Origin of the sequence: Prosthecobacter sp. (genome assembly GCF_049294395.1) — a bacterium.
In the GTDB taxonomy this organism is placed as follows: Bacteria; Verrucomicrobiota; Verrucomicrobiia; order Verrucomicrobiales; family Verrucomicrobiaceae; genus Prosthecobacter.
Map to the genome: position 1 here is coordinate 1 of NZ_JBAQCR010000255.1, position 21,665 is coordinate 21,665.

Genomic DNA, 21,665 nt, shown 5'->3' on the forward strand with positions numbered 1-21,665 from the left:
GCTTTGAGCAGCCCGGTGGAGTAGTTGGTAATGGTGGTCGTCCCGGAAGTGACGGCGGCAAGATCCAGCGCCTGTGCGCCTCCGGCGGAGGCATTGAGGGATATGATGCTGCCGTAGTTGTCCACCGTGACATTGTCGGATGCCTTGTTGGCGCGGACGGTGTCAGCATCAGCGGACTGGATCAAAGCACCGGCATTGTTGGTGATGGCCATGGTGATGCTGGCCGTATTGAGATCAATGGCCCTTCCGGAGCCTGTCTGGCTGATGGTCCCATTGTTCGTGATGCTGGCGTTGTTGCCAGTGACAGTGACGGCCACTGTGCTGCCGCCCACGGTGAGTGAGACGCCGCTGTTGACTGTGCCGGTTTGGCCGGAGCCGCTGCCCAGTGTCTGGGCGGTGGTGGAGTTGGAGCTGATGACAAAAGTTGCCGCTTGAAGCGAGGCAACCGAGAGGAGGCCGGCAAGCGCCAAGGCGGCTGCGGAGATGTTGCGATGCTGGGTTTTCATTTAAGGGGAGGGGGCGAAAGCGCGCGCCTATGCCTGCTGCGTTCCGCGTTGTCGAAAGGCGCGGCGTGACGATTTCGCCTTGTGGCAAAACCGGCACATTGAGGCTGAAAAAGTCCAGGCTCTCACCGGCTCCAATATGGAAAAAACGTAACATGACTTGTCGCTTTCATCTCATGGCTATAGTCGCGCCATGCCTGTCCTCACCGAACGCAAAACGCAGCCGCAGTATGATGTCATTGTCGTGGGCTCTGGAGCCGGCGGCGGCATGGCGGCGATGATCCTGGCCTTGAACGGCGTGAAGGTGCTCATGATCGAGGCCGGGCGGAATTACGAGCCGGTGAAGGAGACGCCGATGTTCAACACGCCGGAGATGGCGCCGCTCCGTGGGACCGCCACGCCGGACCGCCCTTTCGGCTTTTATGATTCGAACATCGGCGGCTGGCAGGTGCCCGGGGAGCCGTACACTAACAAGCAGGGAACAGAGGGTGATTTCTGGTGGTGGCGTGCGCGCATGCTCGGCGGGCGCACGAATCACTGGGGGCGTATCTCGCTGCGCTTTGGCGAGTTTGATTTCAAACCGAAATCGCGTGATGGCCTCGGTGTGGACTGGCCGATGAACTACTCGGACATGGCCCCGTGGTATGATCGCGTGGAGCAGTTGATCGGAGTTTATGGTGAGAACGATGGCATCGCGAACGCACCGAATTCATCTCCGGGCGTGCTGATGCCGCCGCCGAAGCCGCGGGTGGGTGAATTGCTCGCGAAGAAGGCGGGGAGGAAACTTGGCGTGCCAGTCGTCGCCGCGCATCGTGCGGTGCTCAGTCAGCCGATGGACTGGAAAAATCTGCCGAAGGTGCTGTTTCCGAACAATCCCAAAGCGCAGGAGATTCTCGGGAAAGACATGATGTCGCGCGCAGCCTGCTTTTGGGCGACGAACTGCATCCGCGGCTGCAGCATCCGCGCGAATTTTCAGAGCACGACGGTGCTGCTGCCACCTGCGCTGGCCACGGGAAATCTGGACATCATCACGGATGCGATGGTACGTGAAGTGGTGCTGGATGACAGCGGCAAGGCCACGGGCGTGCATTACATCGACAAGGTCACTCGCAGGGATGCGATCACGAAAGCGCGCGTCGTCATTCTCGCCGCGAGCACCTGTGAAACCTCGCGCATCCTGCTGAATTCGAAGTCCCGTGACAAGGCCGGCCTCGCCAACTCCTCCGGACAGGTGGGGCGCAATCTGATGGACAGCGTCGGCACACGACTGGGGGCACACATTCCCGCCATGGAAGACCTGCCGCCGATGAATGAGGATGGTGCGGGTGGATTGCACACCTATGTGCCTTGGTGGCTGGTGAATGAACACTCCAAGCTAGGCTTTGCCCGTGGCTACCACATCGAAATGGGCGGCGGGCGGCAGATGCCCGAAGCGAGGAGCTTTGGCTACCTAGACTCGACTTCGCCGGGTGTGTATGGCCGCAAACTTAAGGACGAAGCCCGCCGCTACTACGGCGCGCAGTTCGGTTTCTCCGGACGTGGCGAGATGCTGCCGAACAAGGACTGCTACAGCGAGCTTGATCCCAATGTGGTGGATCAGTGGGGCATCCCGGTGCTGCGGTTTCATTGGAAATGGAGCGATCATGAGATCAAGCAGGCGGAGCACATGCAGCAGACTTTTGCGGCCATGATCGAGGGGATGGGCGGCAAGGCCAAGCCGCTCCGCGGCGCGGATGCCATCCAGAGACCTGGCGAGATCATCCACGAAGTCGGCACCGCTCGCATGGGCGACAAAGCCGCTGAGAGCGTCACCAATCAATATTGCCAGACTTGGGACGTGAAGAACCTTTTTCTCATGGACGGCTCCGTCCTGCCCAGCAACCCCGACAAAAACCCCACGCTCACCATCCTTGCCCTCGCCTGGCGTTCCAGCGAATGGCTGATGGAGGAGATGAAGCGGGGGAACCTTTAACCGATCTGCGCCATGTCTGAGTCCTCTCCCATTTCCCGTCGCAACGCCCTCAAAGGCCTCCTCAGCGGTGCTGCCGGTGCGGCAGCCGTTCCGGCCCTTGCCGCGCCAAATCAAACCGAGCCGGCGCCACCGGCGCATCCGTCGCGGTTTGTGTTTCACGACCCCGACTTCATGCAGCCGCTGAAGTTTCCGTGGGAAAAGCTGCTGTCTGCCGAGGAACTGGCCACCACGCAGGCTCTGGCCGATTTGATCCTGCCGAAGGATGAAACCTCTCCCGCCGCCTCGGAAGTGGGCGTTCCAGATTTTATCAATGAGTGGGTCAGCGCCGATTATCCCGCGCATCAGGAGGACCGTGAGACCCTGCGCGGGGGCCTCGGCTGGCTCAATACGGAGAGTTTTAAGCGCTTTTCGAAGCGTTTTGAGGAGCTGGGCGTCGATCAGCAGTCCCAGATCGCCGATGACATCTGCGATGCGGCCAAGGCCAAGCCGGAGCACCGTGTCGGGGCGGTCTTTTTCAAGCGCTTTCGCCAGCTCTGTGTCGGTGGTTATTACAGCCATAGTCAGACCTGGAAAAGCCTCGGCTACGTGGGCAATATCAGCATCGGCGGCCCCTATCCCGGGGTTTTGCCGGAGGTCATCGAGAAGCTGGGGCTGCAGGACGTGGTTTGAGGGCTGATTTGGGGGCCAAAAAAGACTTCGTTTGGGAGCAAAAAATCCCTTTGCTCGCCTCTTCATCTTGCTAGTCTAAAACGGTCATCATCGAGCACGTTTCCGGTAGCGGTTTCAAGGACGGATTCAGTCGATGGGCAGCCCTTCAAATCTTATGTCCGAACAGTCCTCTGAGCAGAACACTGCTTTCAATACCGGTGTGGCCGAAAACCAGGCCTACGGTGCCGATCAAATCCAGAAACTCGAAGGCCTCGAAGCCGTCCGGCTTCGACCCGGAATGTACATCGGCGACCCCGATGAGCGCGGCCTGCACCACTGCGTGTTTGAAGTGGTGGACAACTCCATCGACGAACATCTCGCAGGTCACTGCAAAAACGTCTGGATCACCATCCACACGGACGGCTCCATCACCATTCAGGACGATGGTCGCGGCATCCCCGTGGAAATGCACAAGGTGGCGAAGATTCCTACCGTGGAACTTGTGCTCACCAGCCTTCATGCTGGCGGTAAATTTGGCGACGGTGCCTATGAATTCTCCGGCGGTCTGCACGGTGTGGGCGCCAAGTGCACGAACGCGCTGTCCGACTGGTTCAAGTGCGAGGTCTTCCGCGACGGCAAGATCCACGCCATCGGCTTTGAACGTGGCAAAACCACGGAGCCGCTGACGGTTCTGGGCGATCTCGATGATCCAAAGACCACCGGCACCAAGATTTCATTCTTCCCGGACGCCTCGATCTTCACCGTCACCACGACGTATAATTTTGACCGTCTGCTCGTCCGTCTGCGCGAGCTTGCCTTTCTCAATCCCGGCATCCACATCACACTCACGGACGAGCGCACGGAGCCGCAGCGTCAGGATATTCTTTTCTACCAGGAAGGTGTGAAGCAGTTCGTGCGCGAGATGGGTGCGGACAAGGACAAGATCCATCCTGAACCCGTCGCGCTCGCAGGTCGCCGTGAAGTGCCCATCGATGACAAGAAGAAATTCATCCTCGTCGATTGCGTGCTGCAATGGAACAAGGGGCTCAATGAGCAGACGCTTTGCTTTGCCAATGCCATTCCGAATCCGGACGGCGGCACGCACTACAGCGGTCTCAAGACGGCGCTGACCAAGGCGGTGAAGCAATACATCAACGCCAACCCGAAGAGCTTCAAAGAAAAGCTGCCCGACATCGAAGGCGACGACTGCCGCGAAGGCATGATCTGCGTGCTGAGCGTCAAGCTCACCAATCCGCGCTTCAATTCGCAGACGAAGGTGAAGCTGGTGAACGGTGAGGTCGAAGGCGTGGTGAACTCCATCGTCTATGAAGGCCTGCTGCGCTTCTTTGATGAGAATCCCGACACAGCCATCGAGATCATCAAGAACATCATCATCGCGGCGAAATCCCGCGAAGCTGCGCGCAAGGCCCGTGAAGCGATCCGCAAGGACGCCATGAGCAGCGGCGGTCTGCCCGGCAAGCTGGCCGACTGCTCCGAACGCGATCCAGCGAAGACCGAGTTGTTCATTGTCGAAGGTGACTCCGCCGGTGGCTCCGCCAAGATGGGCCGCAACCGCCACAATCAGGCGATCCTCCCGCTGCGTGGTAAACTCATCAACACGGAGAAGGCCCGCCTGGAGAAGGTGCTGCAGAACAAGGAAGTCCAGACCATGATCACAGCTATCGGCACCGGAATCGGTGGTGATAGCGAAGTGGAAGGCTCCTTCAACATCGACAAACTCCGCTACCACAAGATCGTCATCATGACCGATGCTGACGTTGATGGCAGCCACATCCGCACTCTGCTGCTGACCTTCTTCTTCCGCCAGATGCCGGAGCTCGTGAAGCGCGGCCACATCTACGTCGCGCAGCCGCCGCTGTATCAGGTGACGCGTAAAAAGCGCGAGGAGTACGTGCAGAGCGACGCCGAAATGGACGCCATCCTGCTCGAACTCGGTTCCGGTGAAATCAGCCTCCGCAACATCGCCGACGGCAGCAAGCTGGCCGCCGACCGCCTCAAGGCGATCCTCGATCTGCTCGTGCCCGTGGCCAAGTTTGCCGACATCATCCGCCGCCATGGCGCTGACTTCGAGCACTACCTCCAGGCGCGCGATGAAGCCACCGGCAACCTGCCGCATCACCTCGTGGTAATTCGTGAGGGCAACGAGGTCAAGATTCACTACTTCCACAGCAACGAGCAGATTGCCGCCTTCTCCCGTGACAACAGCGACCTGCATCTCTTTGGCAACCCGGCAGCCGTCGAGGCCAATGGCAACGGAGCCGTCGTACTGCCAAAGTCACACCGTCGCGCCCGTCTCATTGAGATCCACGAAGCCCATGGCATGAAGAAGCGCTTCCAGCAGCTCGATGAACTCGGCCTGCACGTGGACCACTTCAGCAGCCAGGACAAGCCGCTCTTCGAAGTCATCGAAGGCGATGGCGACAACGCCAAGGTGCACCCCGTCTTCAGCATCCCGGGCATCCTCGACAAAGTCATGGAGATCGGCAAGCGCGGCATGGAGATCAAACGATTCAAAGGTCTGGGTGAAATGAACGCCAAGCAGCTCTTCGAGACCACCATGGACCCGAACAAGCGCACGCTTCTCCAGATCAAGCTCGATGAAACCAACGCCCACGAAGCCGAACGCATGTTCACCATTCTGATGGGCGACGTGGTCGAGCCGCGGAAACACTTCATTGAAGAGAACGCCCTCAACGTTCGCAACCTCGACGTGTAGGAGCGCATCAGAGAGCAAGCAGTTGTCAGGAATCGCCAAGAAGTTGGAATGGGCACGGTCGATCTACATGAACTTAAAGTCTATCAACTCGCGATGCGGGTTGGGGAGGACGTATGGTCTGTGACTGCCGGCTGGGATTTGTTCTCGAAGCAGACGGTCGGATTGCAGTGGATGCGCGCTGCCGATTCCATCGCTGCCTACATTTCCGAAGGAGCCGGACGCAGTTCCGCCCAGGAGATTGTCCAATTTTGCCACTATGCTCTTGGGGCTCTCCGTCAGACGCAAACGTGGCTGGAAAAGGCTGCGGCTCGAAGGCTCGTCATCGATTCCGTGGCCAGAGAACTCTTACTGAAACTCGAAACCCTGCGTCGTCAGCTCGACAACTACATCGCAACTTTCGAGCCCACTCCCTCCAACTCCGCTCGCGACACCTCCCAAGACGGCTCCATCCACCTTCTGCCCCTGGAGGAGTTCTTTCACCCACGCACTTCCGCCTGGCATAATTGACCTTTTGACGGCGCCTCGTCGCCAGCCCTGACCTTTCCCATCTCATGCAAGACCCCAACATTCGCCCCATCTCTGTCGCTGAAGAAGTGAAGAACTCCTTCCTCGACTACTCGATGTCCGTCATCATCGCCCGTGCGCTGCCGGATGTCCGTGATGGTCTGAAGCCCTCCCAGCGCCGCATCCTTTATGCGATGCATGAGCTGTCACTCTATCCGCCGAAGAAGCACATGAAGTGTGCGAAGATCTGCGGTGACACCTCCGGTAACTACCATCCGCACGGTGAGGCCGTTATTTACCCGACGCTGGTCCACATGGGGCAGCCCTGGGCCATTCGCGAGCCGTTGATCGATCCCCAGGGGAACTTCGGTTCCGTGGAAGGCGACCCTCCGGCAGCCATGCGTTATACGGAAGCCCGCATGACTCATCTGGGCGGCACCTTGATGTCGGACATGGAGAAGGAGACCGTCGATTTCGTCCCGAACTACGATGAACGTCTCACCGAGCCCACCGTGTTCCCGGCGGCGTTCCCAAATCTCATTGTCAATGGCGGCACCGGCATTGCCGTGGGCATGGCCACCAACATGCCACCGCACAATCTTGGCGAGGTCGTCGATGCGGTGTGTGCCCAGATCGACAATCCTGCGATCACCTGCACGGAGCTGCAGGCTCACATCAAAGGCCCGGACTTCCCGACGGGCTGCGTCATCCTCGGCACCAATGGCATCCGCGAATACATGGAAACGGGCCATGGCAGCGTGCGCACCCGTGGACAGGCGGAGATCGTCGAAAACGGCAATCGCGAGCAGATCATCATCACCGAGATTCCGTTCAACGTGAACCGTGCTGAACTGGTGAAACGCATCGCGGAACTGGCCAATGAAAAGGTCATCGCCGAAATCAGCGGCGTGCGTGATGAGTCGGACGAAAACACCCGCGTCGTCATTGACCTCAAGCGCGATGCGCGCGGCCAGATCGTTCTGAACAATCTGTACAAGCACACGGCGCTGGAGTCGAGCTTCTCGATCCACATGCTGGCCATCGACGGTGGCAAGCCGCGTGTCTTGAGCATGAAGGACGCGATCGCCTGCTACATCGAGCATCGCCGTGAGGTCATCATCCGCCGCACGCGCTTCCTGCTGAAGCAGGCCGAGTTCAAGGCTGAAAAGCTGGAGGCCCAGCTCCTCGCGCTCGGCCACCTAGATGACTTCATCAAGATCATCCGCGACAGCAAGAACCGCGATGAAGCCCGTGAGCGTCTCAAGGCCTACAATTTCTCAATCACCACCGCCGAGCAGCTCGGCATCATGATTCGTGCGCAGGCCAGCATCGTGGGGGACAAGTACATCTTCACCGACAAGCAGGTCGAAGACATTCTGGAACTCCGCCTCTATCAGCTCGTCGGACTGGAGCGCGACAAGATCAAGGCTGATTACGACGACGTGCTCGTCAGCATCCGCGATTTCATGGACATCCTGGCCCGTGAAGCCCGCGTGCTCCAGATCATCAAGGACGAGCTTCAGGCCATCCGCTTGAAGCACGCCACCCCGCGCCTCACCCGCATCGAAGCCGCCGAGGGCGAGATCGAAAACATCGACCTCATCCCGAACGACCCGACCGTCGTCACCATGACGCACATGGGCAGCATCAAGCGCACCGCCACCGCCGAATACCGCGTGCAGGGTCGAGGTGGCAAGGGCCTCAAAGGCATGGAAACCCGCGATGCGCAGGGCGAGGACGAAGCCAGCGACTTTGTGGAGCATCTCTTCAGCGCGCATTTGCACGACTTCCTGCTCTTCTTCACGAACACCGGCCGCATGTATGTGGAGCGTGTGTATCAGATCCCGGAAGCTTCCCGCACCGGCAAAGGCCGCAGCATCAAAAACATGCTCAACCTGCGCGCCGAAGAGAAGATCGCCAGCGTGCTGATCCTCAAGGCCCAGGGCGCCGAAGACGAAGCCATGTGGGCGGCGGACAAGTATGTCCTCTTCGCCACGAAGGACGGTACCGTGAAGAAGACCGCCCTCGAAGAATTCAAAAACTACCGCAAGGACGGCATCATCGCCATCAAGCTGGATGAAGGCAACGACCTCGTGGATGTCGTGCTCACTGACGGCAACAAGGAGGTCTGCCTCGTCACTCATGAGGGAATGTGCGCCCGCTTCCATGAAACAGGGGATGATCCCGAATCCCCAAATCTACGTGCGATCGGTCGCAACACCGCCGGCGTTCGTGGCATTACTCTGGACGATGGCGACTTCATCGTCAGTTGCATCACCAACGAGCCGGACACCATGGTGCTCGTTGTGTCTGAAAACGGTCTCGGCAAGCGCACTGCTTTTGATGAGTACCGCCTCCTCACCAATCGTGGTGGCAAAGGTGTGACCACGATGAATGTCACGGAAAAAACCGGCAAGGTCGTCGCCGCCAAGGCGGTGCATGACAAAGATGAACTCATGCTAATGACCACCAAGGGCCAGAGCGTGCGCATCCGCGTTTGTGACATCCGCGAAACCGGCCGCAATGCCCAGGGCGTCAAGCTCATGGGTCTCAAGGAAGGCGAAACCATCCAGGACGTGGCCACCGTGGTTGCGGAAGAAGCTGAGGTTGTGGTGGAAGCTGCTCCTGTGGAACCGACTCCGGAATCGCCAGCGGAAGACACGCCTGCGGCGGAATAAGCCGACCCCACAAATCCAAAGAGGCGCAGGCAACTGCGCCTCTTTTTTGTGATCATGTCTTACCGGCGGAAATAGGCGTAGAAAGCGGGCAGGGGGTTCGTTTGGATGCAGCATGATTCGCCTGACCGTTTTCTTCCTGCTGTTCGTCTGCGCCACGCTTCATGCCGCGTCTGCAAAACCCAATTTTGTCATCATCCTCGCGGATGACCTGGGCTACTCGGACCTTGGCTGTTACGGCGGTGAGATCGCGACGCCGAATCTGGACAAACTGGCGGCGGGCGGGCTGCGGTTCACGCAGTTTTACAACACCGCACGGTGCTGGCCCACACGCAGTGTGCTCATGACGGGGCACTATGCACAGCAGATTGGCATGGACCCTCAGTATGGCAAATTCCCGGCATGGGTGCGCACACTGCCGCAGCGCCTCGCACCATTGGGGTATCGCAGCTATCACTCGGGCAAGTGGCATGTGGGAAACACTCCGCGCGTCGTGGCAGACGCAGGCTTTGACCACTCCTACCATGTGGCGAAGCAGGACAATCATTTCCATCCGCAAAGGCATGAGCTGGATGACAAGCCGCTGCCAGAGCCGGAAGGGCAGTGGTATTCAAGCATCGCGATTGCGGATCATGCGATCGACTTCCTCAAGGAGCACGCACAGAAGCATGCGGGCACGCCGTTCTTCAGCTACGTGGCCTTCACGGCACCGCACTTTCCGATTCAGGCTCTGCCGGAGGACATAGCGAAATACAAAGGCACCTACACACAAGGCTGGCCGAAGACACGGGCGGCACGCTTTGAACGACAGAAACAGTTGGGGCTTGTCTCGACCACCTTGTCCGATCCTGAGCCGCAAATCACCGCGCCAAGCGGCAAGGAGAGCGATCTGGAAATCCTCGGCCCCGGTGAGACTCGGCATGCAGTGCCGTGGGAGAGTCTGACCTCTGAGCAGCAGCAGTTCCAAGTCACGAAAGAGGCGATCCATGCAGCGATGATTGATCGCCTGGATCAGGAAGTGGGCCGTGTGCTGGCCCAGTTGAAAGCAATGAACGCCTACGAGGACACACTCATCCTGTTTCTCTCTGACAATGGTGCGAGCGCGGAGATCATGGTGCGCGGACTCGGACATGACAAAGCCGCACCCATGGGCGCTGCCGCATCCTATCTCTGCCTCGGGCCCGGAGGGTCCACGGTTTCAAATACCCCCTTCCGTCGTCACAAGATCTGGGTGCATGAAGGCGGCATCAGCACGCCCTTCATCGCCCACTGGCCGCAGGGAATCAGCGCGAAGGGCGAGCTGCGCCACACACCGGGTCATGTCATTGACGTGGTGCCCACGATCCTCACGCTCGCCGGTGATGATGTCTCCGCCATGCCGGAGCATGCACCACCGTTTCCCGGACGCAGCTTGGTGCCTGCGTTTGCGAAGGATGAGACAATCAGCCGCGATTTTCTGTTCTGGCACCACTCCGGCAATCGCGCCTTGCGTGAAGGAAACTGGAAAATCGTCAGCGCAGCCGACAACGGCGATGTGTGGGAGCTTTACGAGCTAACGACAGATCGCGCAGAGTCCACCAACCTCGCTTCCAAGGATCCACAACGTGTGAAGGCAATGGCGGAACGCTGGGAAAAACTGGAGCAGGAATACGTCGCCCAAGCAGGGCCAAAACCGAAAGGCAAGGCCAAGAAGGGGAAGGGGGCGCAGGATTAGAAAGCCGGGCGCCGGCTATTCTTTGAGTGGAACGTTTTGCTCCACTTTGCCCGTTCGTGGATCAGGTTCCAGATGGTGAACTGGGATCGCCCTGGATTTGACATTGGCGCAGCCTCCTTCGACCAGGCATCTGCGAATGGAAGCTTCCAGTCGAGATTGGATTTCGTTCTTATCAGAACCTGGCTGGACGACGAAGAGGCACTCAATGGCGTCTGCGCTGGATTGACGAAACTGATAGGAGGTCACTTCGGGCTGATGCTCCAGAACGGTGAGAAATTTGGTCCCGACAAAAATCACTTTTTCAGGGGTCCTGAAAGTGTAAGTCATGGCGCTGCGCCCGCTCAGTTCCTGAATGACTCTGAAGGGCCAGCCTGCTGGTGGTGGCCCCAAACGAACTCTATCATCAAGACGGTAGCGCAGCAGCGGCAGTGCTGTATTGAACAGCGGGGTGACGAGAGCATGATCTGAAAGAACTCCTGGCGGAGACTCCTGCTCGTTTTGATCCACCGCTTCAAAGACTGCAAGGTCTTCAAAAACGACCAGCGAGTCCATGCCTGCCCACTGGCGGGCGATGCCAAGAGACTCACCACACCCGTAGCCATCCAGAGGCTCAATGCCCCAGGCCTGTTTGCAAAGCAAACGAATGCCAGGCGTCAGGCAGTCGCCTCCGGTGGAAATGGCACCACCAGGAATGGGCAGCTCCAGTTTGAGAGTGCCGTCGAGTTTGGCTTGTGCGAGGCGTCCTATCAGGGATGCATACCCGATGAGGATGGTGGGCTTCATCTTGTGCAGTCGATCAATGATTTCCTGCCAGGGCGCGGTGACACTGATGGGTTGATAGTCACAGAACAAAGAACCAATCCATGGACGTGTTTGCAGCAGGGCTGCGGAAACGGATGGGGCCGCCGAGCAGACGAACGAGGCTGCCAGGGGTCGCTTCCGGAACAGCGACGGCTTCGGTGTCGCAGACTTGGCTGCCGTGGGCGCACTGCGGATGGCATGGGCCGCGTGATTCCAGTCCACTGAGGTGATCTCATGCGGGATGGCCAGGGCAGCGCCGGAGGTGCCTGAGGTCATGCTCACCATCCAGCGATTGTTCAACAGCTTGCCCCAGTTGTGAGGATCCTTGAGGTATCGCTCAAGCGCTTCCCGGTGAAGTTGTGGGTCTGGAACAATTTCGTCCCAGTTCTTGACCAAGGTTGCTTTGGTGAGCACGGGAATGTCTGTGAAGGCGCAGCGGTCAAGATCCAGACCAGCCAGCTGACGGCGGTAAAATGGACTGGTGGCAAAGGCCCGGCGGGCCAGCGCGCGCCAGCGTCGTTCCTGAAGCTGCATCAGCTCAACGCGGCTCAGGCTTTGAGCATGACGGATGGACTTGGAGGCACGGTAAAGATTGAACAGCCTTTTCATGGTTGTAAGATGCCGCAGCGATCACATCCTGCGATGGATGAAGCACGCTGTTCGGTACGCCTCTGTCGGCTGAATTGATGCGTGATTATCCTTCGGACAATTTTCTTCAAATCCCCCCAAAAAAAATGACTGCGGCTTCACCCAGCCGGGATGGGGTTGGAATACGATTTTAATAGAATCCTCAGCTTAACCCAATGGTCAGAGAAATTGAATTTAATGCCTATCGGAATACGATTGAATCATTCCGGCGGGCCTCCTATGGCGCGTCCATCACCCATGTTTTGGATGAGTTTGATGAGCAGGCTCATCATTTTGCTCTGTTTGACAGAAAGGACAACGTTCTGGGGGTCACACGAGTGCTGCGCAGTGACGAGGTCCTGCAGTTTGAAATGATGCATGAATCGCAGCTCAAGGATGTGGTGCTGCCTCCTGCAAAACTGAGCCTGGAACTTTCACGCGCTTGTACCGTGAAGGGGAGCGCGGGCATCCATCTTCTGAAGCTGTGCATGGGCATCAACGATTACGCGGTGAAAAATAAGGCCGAGTATCTGATCACGAAGACGGGCAAGCATCTGCTGCCCCTCTACCAGCATTTTGGTTTCACCACGTTTGGTCCGCCCTTCGTCTCGGATTTCTTCGAGGATAAGCGTCCGATTTATCCCATTATGTACCGCTGGACCGTCGTGCGAAAAGAAGAGCCGGAGGAAGAGGTGCTGGTGTGGTGACCACGCCAGAGAAGCTTGAAGCAAGATTCATTGCAGTGTCTTTCGCGCACCCGAGGAGCGCGCTTGCCAAGTGCGTCGTGAAGGATTAGGCGCGGCAGGCCCGGCTTTTGACAAAACACTCTCCGAAAGAGCGGTCGAAGGCAGGCGGACTCACCATGCCCATTTCTCACTTCATGCCGCCCATCTTGCAGCCCTGTGCCTCATGCTGCGGAGTGGAAACAGGCTTCCCTGCGAGAACGGCATCGAGCGCATCCCTCAGATCTTTGGTGGTGGCGGCACGCTGACGCTTGGTGGGGCCCAGGTAGAGGTCATTGATGCGGCCTTTGTAAAGCGTTTCGCTTTTGGGTGAGAGCACGACAGCCTCCGGCGTGATCCTGGCCTGCACCTGCTTTGCGAGCGCCTGTTCCTTGTCGAGCAGCACGGTGGCCTTCACCTCGGAGAGGATGGCATGCTCCATCGCCACTTCATTCGTGATCTCCGGATCGGAATGCACGAGGTAAACCACGACGCGGTCGCTATAATCGGCCGTGATCTGGTTGATCTCCTTCATGAACGACTTGGTGGTCGAGCAGAACGGGGAGACGAAGAAGAGCACGACGGCCTTCTTGTCACCCGCAGCGGCAGGATCGTAGCTCTTGGCGTCGGTGGCCGGGAGTTCGAGTGCGGAAGCGATGCTGGTGAGAAGCAGCATCGCACAAAGCAGGTGTTTCATGGTTTTATTGCAGTTGGGCCACCGCCGCATCCAGCGAAGCCGCATCTTTGATGCTGATGACCTTCACGGATTTGTCGATCTTGCCCATGAGTCCGGCGAGGGTGGCGTCAGGGCCGAGTTCGATGAAGGTGGTGTGACCTGCGGCGATGAGGTGCTGCATGCTTTCCACCCAGCGGACGCTGCCAGTGACCTGGCTGGTGAGCGTAGCGCGAATTTCTTCGGGCGTGGAAACAGGGCGGGCTTCGAAATTGCAGACCACCGGAACCTTCGGGCTCTGAATGGATGCCGCAGCAAGAGCCACGGCGAGTTTGTCCTGAGCGGACTTCATCAGACGGCTGTGATAAGCTCCGGCGACGGGCAGGGGGATGGCGCGCTTGATGCCTTTGTCCTTGGATTTGGCAGCGGCATCGGCAATGCCTTCAGCGCTGCCGCTGAGCACGATCTGCCCTGGGGCGTTGAGATTGGCGACATCCACATCGCACTCCTTGGCGAGTTCGCGGATGGCGGACTCCTCACCACCGAGCAGGGCCAGCATGGCACCCTTGGTGTTTTCGCAGGCTTCTTCCATGAAGCTGCCACGTTGGAAGACGAGGTTGAGGCCGGTGGCAAAGTCGAAGGTGCCGGCAGCGGCGTGCGCAGTGAATTCACCGAGGGAGAGGCCTGCGGTGGCGGTGATGTTGAGCGCGGGCACCTTGCTCTTAAGCACTTCGAGGATAGCCAAGCCATGAGCGTAGAGGGCAGGCTGGCAGCGGGATGTCTTCGTCAGTTCCTCCATCGGGCCTTCAAACATGATGTTGGAAAGCGAGTAGCCGAGGGTGGCATCGGCCTGGTCAAAGAGGGCGCGGACGGTGGGATAGCTTTCGGCAAGATCTTTGCCCATGCCGACTTTTTGGGCGCCTTGACCGGCGAAGAGGAGGACTGCGTTCATTCTAGGATGCTGGATACGGGAGACTGGTTGTTAAATGAGGGGAGGGGATCACTGAGCACGGTCAGTGGGGCCGGTCAAGAGGTCGCGAATGGCCGGGCTCTGGGCGATAACCGCCTCCGTCAGGAGTTCGGGGCCCCGCTGCATGGCTTCGGCCAGGGGCATTTCCTTGGGTTTGATGGCGCAGAGCAGGTCGAAGCGGGTGCGAAGCTGGTCTTCGGCCTCGATGGCTCCAGCAAAGGCAGCGACGGGTTTGCCGAGCTCGCGGGCCATGTCGGCGACCCCCATGGGCCCTTTACCATGGAGCGTCTGGGCATCCAGCCGGCCTTCACCGGTGATGACGAGGTCGGCGGCGGCGATACGTTCGCGTAGATGAACAAGATCGGCGATCAAGTCGAAGCCGCTGGTGAGTTTGGCTCCGCAGAAAGTCATGAGGCCAAAGCCAAGGCCACCGGCAGCACCTGCACCGGGAACATCTCGGTGATCGACACCGAGATCTCGTTTCGCGATGTCAGCGAGGTGCAGCAGACGATTCTCAAAGAACTCGAAGTCCGTCACTCCCTTCTGCTTTCCGTAGACCCGCGTGCAGCCATGGGGGCCGAGCAGGGGATTGTTCACGTCACAGGCGACCAGGATCTCGGGAAACTCACCCTCTGGCGGCTCGATCCTGGCCAGCCGGTCCATGTTGGCGATGATGGGCTCCAATGCAGCCCCTGAACCATCCAGAAAGCGAAACCCCAGCGCTGCTGCCATGCCGACTCCGGCGTCATTCGTGGCACTGCCGCCGATTCCGATGACGACGCGCTGCACGCCACGTTCCATGGCATCCTGCAGCATCAATCCTGTACCGTGCGTGCTGGCTATGGCCGGATTCAGCGGAAGGTCACTGACCATGGCGAGGCCGGACGCAGCGCTCATTTCCATGATGGCTTCCAGCTGGTCTGCGGTGGGGACGAGACCATAGCGGGCGGTGACCGGCCGGTTTTGGGCGTCAAAAGTCGCGGTCTCACACCACTCGCCATTCAGTGCGGTCACCACCGCCTCAGCGGTGCCTTCCCCCCCGTCGGCTATCGGGCAGAGGTCGCAGACAGCCTCTGGCAAAGTCTGGTTCAGGGCCGAGGCGATGGCCTGAGCAGCCTCGGTGGCCGGGATGGAGCCTTTGAACTTGTCGATGGCGATGAGAATGCGCATGAGCCTCGTATGATGCCAAGCCCCGGCGGGCTGCCAAGCGATCAAGAAGAGAATGGCGCTGCATCTTCAAGCCGTCTCAGCGGTGCATGGTACGTGGGGAGGTTGCTCTGAATCCGCCACGCAGCAGGGCTCCTTGACCCGCTGACTTGTTGTGGTTGAGTCCATTCGGTCGCACCGTGCCTCTTGTCAGGGAATTGTAAAAAACCTTGAATTGGCCTTGATTTAACAACGTAATTATTATTAATTTTATAGTAATTATGTCAATCGCCGCCTTGGCAGAAATCAGCTCACCTCTGATCGCATCCAGCACAGACCGCCCCGTAAGGAAAGGTTTAGAAAAAATTGTGCCTCCACCCAACCGTTTCGAGAAGGAACAGATGGAGCTTAATCTGCGCAATGCGAGAATGGGGGCCTGGTTTGTGATGGTTCTCGTTCCCTTATGCAGCTTCCTCGACTGGATGGCCTATCCTGCTGATTACTGGCAGTTTCTGGTCCTGCGTCTGGCCTGTGCGGCCAGTTGCGTGCCTTTGCTGCTCGCGTTGAATGGATCACTCGGGCGGAAATACTGCCGTGCGTATCCGATCATCCTGCCACTGCTGCCAGCTTTGATGATCTGCTTCATGATCTACCTCAGCGGTGATCCCGGCTCGGGCTATTACGCGGGTCTTACGCTCTGCATCGTGGCCACGTCATTTGTCTTCCATTGGACGTTCCGTGAGATCGGCATCACGCTGGGCCTCGTCGTGTTGGCTTACTTTGCCGCCACCCTGCCCAATCTCAATTTCAGTGATTCCCATGCCCTGGGAATTTTCGTGAACAACACCGGCTTCATTCTTCTGAACTGTGTGGTCCTCTATTTCGGCAGCCGCCAGCATCACGCGATCCGTCTGCGGGAATTCGCCAACCGCTGCAAGGTGGAGGATCAGCGGGAAGAGCTGGCCGCACGCAATGAGGAGCTCACCGCAACGCTGAAGCGCCTGCGCGAAACGGAAGCCCAGCTGGATCAAAGTGAAAAGCTGGCCTCCATCGGCCGGCTCAGCGCCGGGATCGTGCATGAGATCAACAACCCGCTGAACTACGTGAAGTCAGCGATTTATCTGCTCAAGAAAAAGGGCAAGGCGCTGCCGCCTGATATCGCCGAGACCTTCACCAGCATTGCCGAAGACATCGGTGAAGGCATTGATCGTGTGGCTGCCATCGTGTCGGATCTGCGCACCTTTGCGCATCCTGAAAATCGTGGCTCCAGACCGGTGAATCTGCAGGAAACTTCACGCAAGGCACTTCGCCTGCTGGCCAAGGAGATCGGTGACCGCGGAGTGACGCTGGTGGATGAGATTCCGGCGGACCTCATCGCGCAGGGAGACGAGAACTACCTCATTCAGATTTTGCTCAATCTGGTGCAAAACAGCCTGGATGCTCTGGCAGGCCGCCCCTCGCCCACCATCTGGCTCAAAGCCTGCGAGACCGCGAACGGTGTGGATTTCATCGTCAGGGACAACGGCCCGGGCATTCCCAAGGAAAACCTCTCAAAGATCTTTGATCCCTTCTTCACCACCAAGCAGGTGGGGCAGGGCATGGGCCTGGGCCTGAGCATCTGCTTCCGCATGATCCAGCAGATGGAAGGCGAAGTAAAAATCGACACTGCGGTGGGCAGCCACACGCAGTTCACCTTGAGCCTGAAAAAACCTGCGACTACCTGATACTGATGCCGAGCCCGCTGCTATCGCCATATCATATTCTCTACGTCGATGACGAGGAGAAGGCGTTGCATTACTTCAAGGAGATCTTTGGTGATGAGTACACGATCCACGTCGCCAACAACGCGATGGACGGCTACCGCATCCTGCAAAATTACGGCCCGCAGATCGGCCTGCTGCTCACGGATCAGCGCATGCCGGGGCCCAGCGGCATTGAGTTGATGGAGCATGCACGCAAGCTTAACCCCAACCTGGTGCGCATCCTTGTCACGGCCTACACGGACTATCAGGCGGCGGTGGACGCGGTGAACTCCGGGCGCTGCTTCCGCTATTTGCACAAGCCCTGGGATCCGGATGAACTGAGCGTGGTGATCAAGCACGGACTGGACTACTACCATGCGCTCATCGAGCGCGAGCGCCTGCTGGTGGAAAAGGCGGAAAGCGTGCGCAACATGCTCTCCGCAGACAAAGTTTCCGGCCTCGGCATTCTCGCGGAAGGTCTCAACCATCACCTGCGCAATGCGCTCACGGTCGTGCGCGCATTCATTGACCTGGCACCGATGAAACTGATGGAGGAGATCGGCGGCGCTCATCCGCGTGATCCCTCTTTCTGGATTGATGTGCAGAATCAGGCGCAGTCGCAGCTCGAACGCATTCAGTCCATGCTGGCTCGTCTGGCCGAGGCCTCTCACTCCAAACGCCTGGAGCGCACGGATCAATGCCATCTCAGCAATGTCATCAACGAGATGCTCGACTTGTTTGCCGTGCAGATGAAGGAAAAGAACCTGAAAATCGAAGTCTCAATCGATCCAAGTCTGCCTCCGGTTCTGGTTCATGGTGCGCGCTTCCGCCAGATGTGGCGTTTGATTTTCATGGAGGAGCTCACGCACCTCAGCCCCGGCGACAGCATACACATCAGCGCGAAAGTTCGTCAGGATGCGAGAGGTCAGTCGCATCTGGTCATGTATGTGCGTGACACCGGTGTCTGGGAAGGCGGGGACAAGCCGGTGAATCTGTTTGATCCCTTCTACACCCGCAGCCGCAAGCCGGATGATTTTGGCGTGAACATGATGGCGTGCTACGTCACCATGCATCTGCATGGCGGCACTGCCGAGGCCCGCCATCTGGAGCCGCGTGGCCTGGAGCTCGAATTCAGCCTGCCCGTCCAAACCAACTTGGAGCCCAAGAAGGAGGAAGATTTCTTCCGCACCCTGCTCAATCACGAGCAGCGCTGGAAGATGCGCGATGAGATGGTGGCGGCGTAAGGGGAGCCCCAAGGAGCGGCACTTGCCAACTCCCGCTCCCTGCTAAACCAGCGAACTCGTGCTCACCCCAGCTTCCAGCCCTCACGAGGGACACGACTGAGGAAGCGATTCGCCGCCTCATTGTTCGTGATGCGCATGGCTTTGGAATCCCAGAGGATTTTACCACCCGCACGGTGCGCCACGTTGCCGAGGTGATTGGCCTCAGTGAGCGGACCGGCGTAGCTGAACGGGCTGCCGGTGGGCGTGCCATTGCGGATGGCGGCGAGGAATTCGGCGTGCTGGCCCGGTGAGTCGGCGATGAAGGGCTTGGGCGCCTGGAAGTCTTTGAACGTGGCTTCGGGGAGCAGGACATGCTTGCCGTAGTCGGAGAGCAGCATGCCTTTGTCGCCGATGAAGAGCACCCCGCTGCTCCATTTGCTGATGAAGGGATCGTTCTTCCAGACGTCCGGTTTGTCCGCGCCTTGATGCCAGTGGATCTTGCAGGCGGGCATGTCGCCACGCGGGCCATACTCATACACCGCGTGCATGGAAGCCGGGGCAATCTCTGGATGCGGCGGCGGGCCGAAGGCTTCGATGCTCAGCGGGGCATCGAGTTTTAGCGCCCAGAAGGGGAGGTCGTTCCAATGGCTGCCGAGATCGGACATGGTGCCATTGCCAAAGTCCCACCAGCGGTACCACTTGGGACCGGGGAAATAAACGTTGTTGTAAGGACGCATCGGCGCAGGGCCGATCCACAGATCCCAGTCCAGATACGGCGGCGGTGTTTCACCCACCGTGGGGCGCTCCGTGACGTAAACGATGTCTCCGTTCTTCTTCGCGTCTTCCTCGCTCTGCAGTCCCCAGGCTCGCGAGACACACACATGGGCTTCGGTGACTTTGCCGATCGCTCCGCTTTGAATCAGTTCGACCACGCGGCGGTAGTTTGGCATGCCGTGAATCTGCGTGCCCATCTGCGTAACCACTCCAGCTTTGGCCGCAGCCTCGGTGATGAAACGCGCTTCAGCCACGTTGTGGGAGAGCGGCTTCTCACAGTACACATGCTTCTTCATCAGCAGTGCAGGCAGGGTGGCATAGGCATGCGTGTGCTCGGTGGTGCTGACCACCACGGCATCGATCTCGCCAGCGCTGACCGAATCGTACAGCTTGCGGAAGTCGCGGAACTTCTGCGCCTTGGGAAATGCCACGCCTGCACGGTCAAGGTTCTCCCCATTCACATCGCAAATGGCGACGACATTTTCACGCGGCTCGATGGCGGGAGGCGGCTGAGCACCTGCGTCTGCTTTGGCGGCATTTTTACCCCTGGGTGGCGTGTACAAAGCGACACCGGTGAGCTCCTTGATGTTCGCCGCTCCGCGTCCGCCCACACCGATGAAGACGAGGTTCAGCTTCTCGTTCGGTGAACGTGAACTGACAATGGCGGGAAATCCCAGAGCCGCAGCGGCGGTGGCGCTGCGGGCAAGGAACTGACGACGGGACGAAACAGGTTGGCTGGCACTCATGGTTGTCTACTTACAACGCACGGCCACCGGCGGAGTTTCCGGGGAAACTTCAAGAAGCACAAAGTGCCCGCACTTCTCCAACTCACTCCGCCTTCTTTTTCCCCGCTCCAGGCTTCCTTGGCTCATTGAGCGGCTTGTCGGGATCGTACTTCAGATTGCGTTCGGGAATCTGGGCGCCGGTGTCTTTGAGCCAGGCCATGAGCTTGTCGCGCAGCTGCAGCGCGCGCACGGAGTCAAACGGGGCGCGGTTGTCCACTTCACCTGCGTCGAGTTTCAGATTGTAGAGTTCGACGTGGCTGTCCTCATGGAAGTAAATGAGCTTCCAGTCGCCTTCGCGGATCGCGCTGTAAGGCATTGCGCTGCCTGGATGGTAGTGCGGGTAGTGCCAGTAGATGGCCTCGCGGGCGAGGGTGTCCGTGCCGCCGAGCAGTGGCAGCAGTGACTCACCATCGACGACCTGATCCTTCGCGAGCGCTGTCTGAGTGGCGGCCAGCAGCGTGGGCACATGGTCATAGGAGATCACCGGCACATCGCAGGTGCTGCCGGGTTTCACCAGACCGGGCCAGGAGACAATGAGCGGGATGTGCACGCCGCCTTCATACGCGCTGCCTTTGCCAAGACGAGCAGGGCTGTTGTCCGTGGGGCCACGCGACCAGCCGTTGGCGTTGACGGTTCCGCTGAGACCGCCGTTGTCGCTGGTGAAAATGAAGATCGTGTTTTCGGCCAGCTTCAGTTCATTCAATTTGGCGCGCAGCTTGCCCACGCTGTCGTCGATGCTTTCGACTAGCGCTGCATACACAGGGTTGCTGTGACCACCGGCTGCTTTCTTGGCCTGATACTTCGCGATGACTTCCGGCTTGCCCATGATGGGCGTGTGGACGCCGTAATGCGGGAGATAGATGAAGAAGGGTTTCTCCTTATTCTTGTCGATGAATTTCACGGCCTCATCGGTCAGGCGATCGCTCAGAAATTCATCCTTGGGACCATCAGGCAGCGTGGCGATCTTGTAAGGCGAGAAGTAGCTGGGCGGTGAGCCGATGTGCATGCCGCCGATGTTCACATCAAAGCCATGCTTGGTCGGATAAGACTCCTCATCGCCGAGGTGCCATTTGCCGATGCTCGCCGTGGCGTAGCCCTTCGTCTTGAGACGCTCTGCGATCGTCTCCTCCTCCAGTGGCAGTTTCATTGTCCAGTTGGGGATGAGCAGACGTCCATTGCTTGGCACATGGCCGGCGATCCAGTCGGTGATGTGCAAGCGTGCAGGTGATTTGCCTGTCAGCATGGCCGCGCGTGTGGGGGAGCACACGGTGCAGGCAGAATAAGCCTGCGTGAAGCGCATGCCGTCCTTCGCAAGCTGGTCAATGTGCGGCGTCTCGTAATACTTGGAGCCGTAGCATCCCAGATCCGTCCAGCCCATGTCATCAATGAGCATGACGATGATGTTCGGCGGCGCTCCCGCTGGCAGCGTCGGCACCACAGGCACCTTCA

The 21,665-nt window shown here is 58.9% G+C and carries 15 protein-coding genes and 1 pseudogene; 9 read left to right on the top strand and 7 right to left on the bottom strand.

Features of this window, described 5'->3' with window-relative positions; genetic code table 11:
• Positions 1-506, bottom strand: a pseudogene (locus tag WAW39_RS17560) (PEP-CTERM sorting domain-containing protein); the annotation flags it as partial.
• Between the two features lie 190 nt (positions 507-696).
• On the opposite strand from WAW39_RS17560, the gene WAW39_RS17565 reads away from it, so the two are divergent.
• From WAW39_RS17565 to WAW39_RS17590, 6 genes are all read left to right on the top strand, one after another.
• Entirely contained in the window at positions 697-2,475 is a 1,779-nt protein-coding gene (locus WAW39_RS17565) for a GMC family oxidoreductase (RefSeq protein ID WP_422320487.1), read from the top strand.
• Between the two features lie 12 nt (positions 2,476-2,487).
• Entirely contained in the window at positions 2,488-3,144 is a 657-nt protein-coding gene (locus tag WAW39_RS17570) for a gluconate 2-dehydrogenase subunit 3 family protein (RefSeq protein WP_422320488.1), read from the top strand.
• Between the two features lie 154 nt (positions 3,145-3,298).
• Positions 3,299-5,860, top strand: coding sequence for a DNA gyrase subunit B (locus WAW39_RS17575; protein WP_422320489.1), 2,562 nt, complete (start codon positions 3,299-3,301; stop codon positions 5,858-5,860).
• Positions 5,861-5,908: 48 nt separating this feature from the next.
• The gene (locus tag WAW39_RS17580; RefSeq protein ID WP_422320490.1) at positions 5,909-6,367 is read left to right on the top strand and encodes a four helix bundle protein; all 459 of its coding nucleotides are present in this window, start codon (positions 5,909-5,911) and stop codon (positions 6,365-6,367) included.
• A 44-nt stretch (positions 6,368-6,411) separates the two neighbouring features.
• Positions 6,412-9,042, top strand: coding sequence for a DNA gyrase subunit A (gene gyrA, locus WAW39_RS17585; RefSeq protein ID WP_422320491.1), 2,631 nt, complete (start codon positions 6,412-6,414; stop codon positions 9,040-9,042).
• 112 nt (positions 9,043-9,154) lie between these two features.
• Positions 9,155-10,753, top strand: coding sequence for an arylsulfatase (locus WAW39_RS17590; protein WP_422320492.1), 1,599 nt, complete (start codon positions 9,155-9,157; stop codon positions 10,751-10,753).
• 15 nt (positions 10,754-10,768) lie between these two features.
• Here the strand turns inward: WAW39_RS17590 and WAW39_RS17595 are convergent, their stop codons facing one another.
• The gene (locus tag WAW39_RS17595) at positions 10,769-12,163 is read right to left on the bottom strand and encodes a hypothetical protein (protein ID WP_422320493.1); all 1,395 of its coding nucleotides are present in this window, start codon (positions 12,161-12,163) and stop codon (positions 10,769-10,771) included.
• Between the two features lie 194 nt (positions 12,164-12,357).
• On the opposite strand from WAW39_RS17595, the gene WAW39_RS17600 reads away from it, so the two are divergent.
• A complete protein-coding gene (locus tag WAW39_RS17600) occupies positions 12,358-12,888 on the top strand; it encodes a GNAT family N-acyltransferase (protein ID WP_422320494.1) in 531 nt (176 codons plus the stop codon).
• Between the two features lie 166 nt (positions 12,889-13,054).
• Here the strand turns inward: WAW39_RS17600 and WAW39_RS17605 are convergent, their stop codons facing one another.
• From WAW39_RS17605 to WAW39_RS17615, 3 genes are read right to left on the bottom strand one after another with little or no spacing between them, the layout of a single operon-like run.
• Positions 13,055-13,600 (bottom strand): redoxin domain-containing protein, encoded by a 546-nt coding sequence (locus tag WAW39_RS17605; protein ID WP_422320495.1) that lies wholly within the window; start codon positions 13,598-13,600, stop codon positions 13,055-13,057.
• Between the two features lie 4 nt (positions 13,601-13,604).
• Positions 13,605-14,528, bottom strand: a complete 924-nt coding sequence (fabD, locus tag WAW39_RS17610; RefSeq protein ID WP_422320496.1) for an ACP S-malonyltransferase — start codon at positions 14,526-14,528, stop codon at positions 13,605-13,607.
• A 48-nt stretch (positions 14,529-14,576) separates the two neighbouring features.
• Positions 14,577-15,716 (bottom strand): glycerate kinase, encoded by a 1,140-nt coding sequence (locus tag WAW39_RS17615; RefSeq protein WP_422320497.1) that lies wholly within the window; start codon positions 15,714-15,716, stop codon positions 14,577-14,579.
• A gap of 344 nt (positions 15,717-16,060) precedes the next feature.
• Between WAW39_RS17615 and WAW39_RS17620 the strand changes: the two genes are divergently transcribed.
• Together WAW39_RS17620 and WAW39_RS17625 are read left to right on the top strand one after the other, a co-directional pair.
• A complete protein-coding gene (locus WAW39_RS17620; protein WP_422320498.1) occupies positions 16,061-17,416 on the top strand; it encodes a sensor histidine kinase in 1,356 nt (451 codons plus the stop codon).
• Positions 17,417-17,421: 5 nt separating this feature from the next.
• A complete protein-coding gene (locus WAW39_RS17625) occupies positions 17,422-18,678 on the top strand; it encodes a response regulator (protein WP_422320499.1) in 1,257 nt (418 codons plus the stop codon).
• Positions 18,679-18,740: 62 nt separating this feature from the next.
• Here WAW39_RS17625 and WAW39_RS17630 read toward each other — a convergent pair whose 3' ends face one another.
• Together WAW39_RS17630 and WAW39_RS17635 are read right to left on the bottom strand one after the other, a co-directional pair.
• Positions 18,741-20,177: a Gfo/Idh/MocA family protein gene (locus WAW39_RS17630; RefSeq protein ID WP_422320500.1), complete on the bottom strand. Its 1,437-nt coding sequence runs from the start codon at positions 20,175-20,177 to the stop codon at positions 18,741-18,743.
• 82 nt (positions 20,178-20,259) lie between these two features.
• The coding region (locus WAW39_RS17635) for a sulfatase (RefSeq protein WP_422320501.1) at positions 20,260-21,665 on the bottom strand (1,406 nt) is incomplete at its 5' end.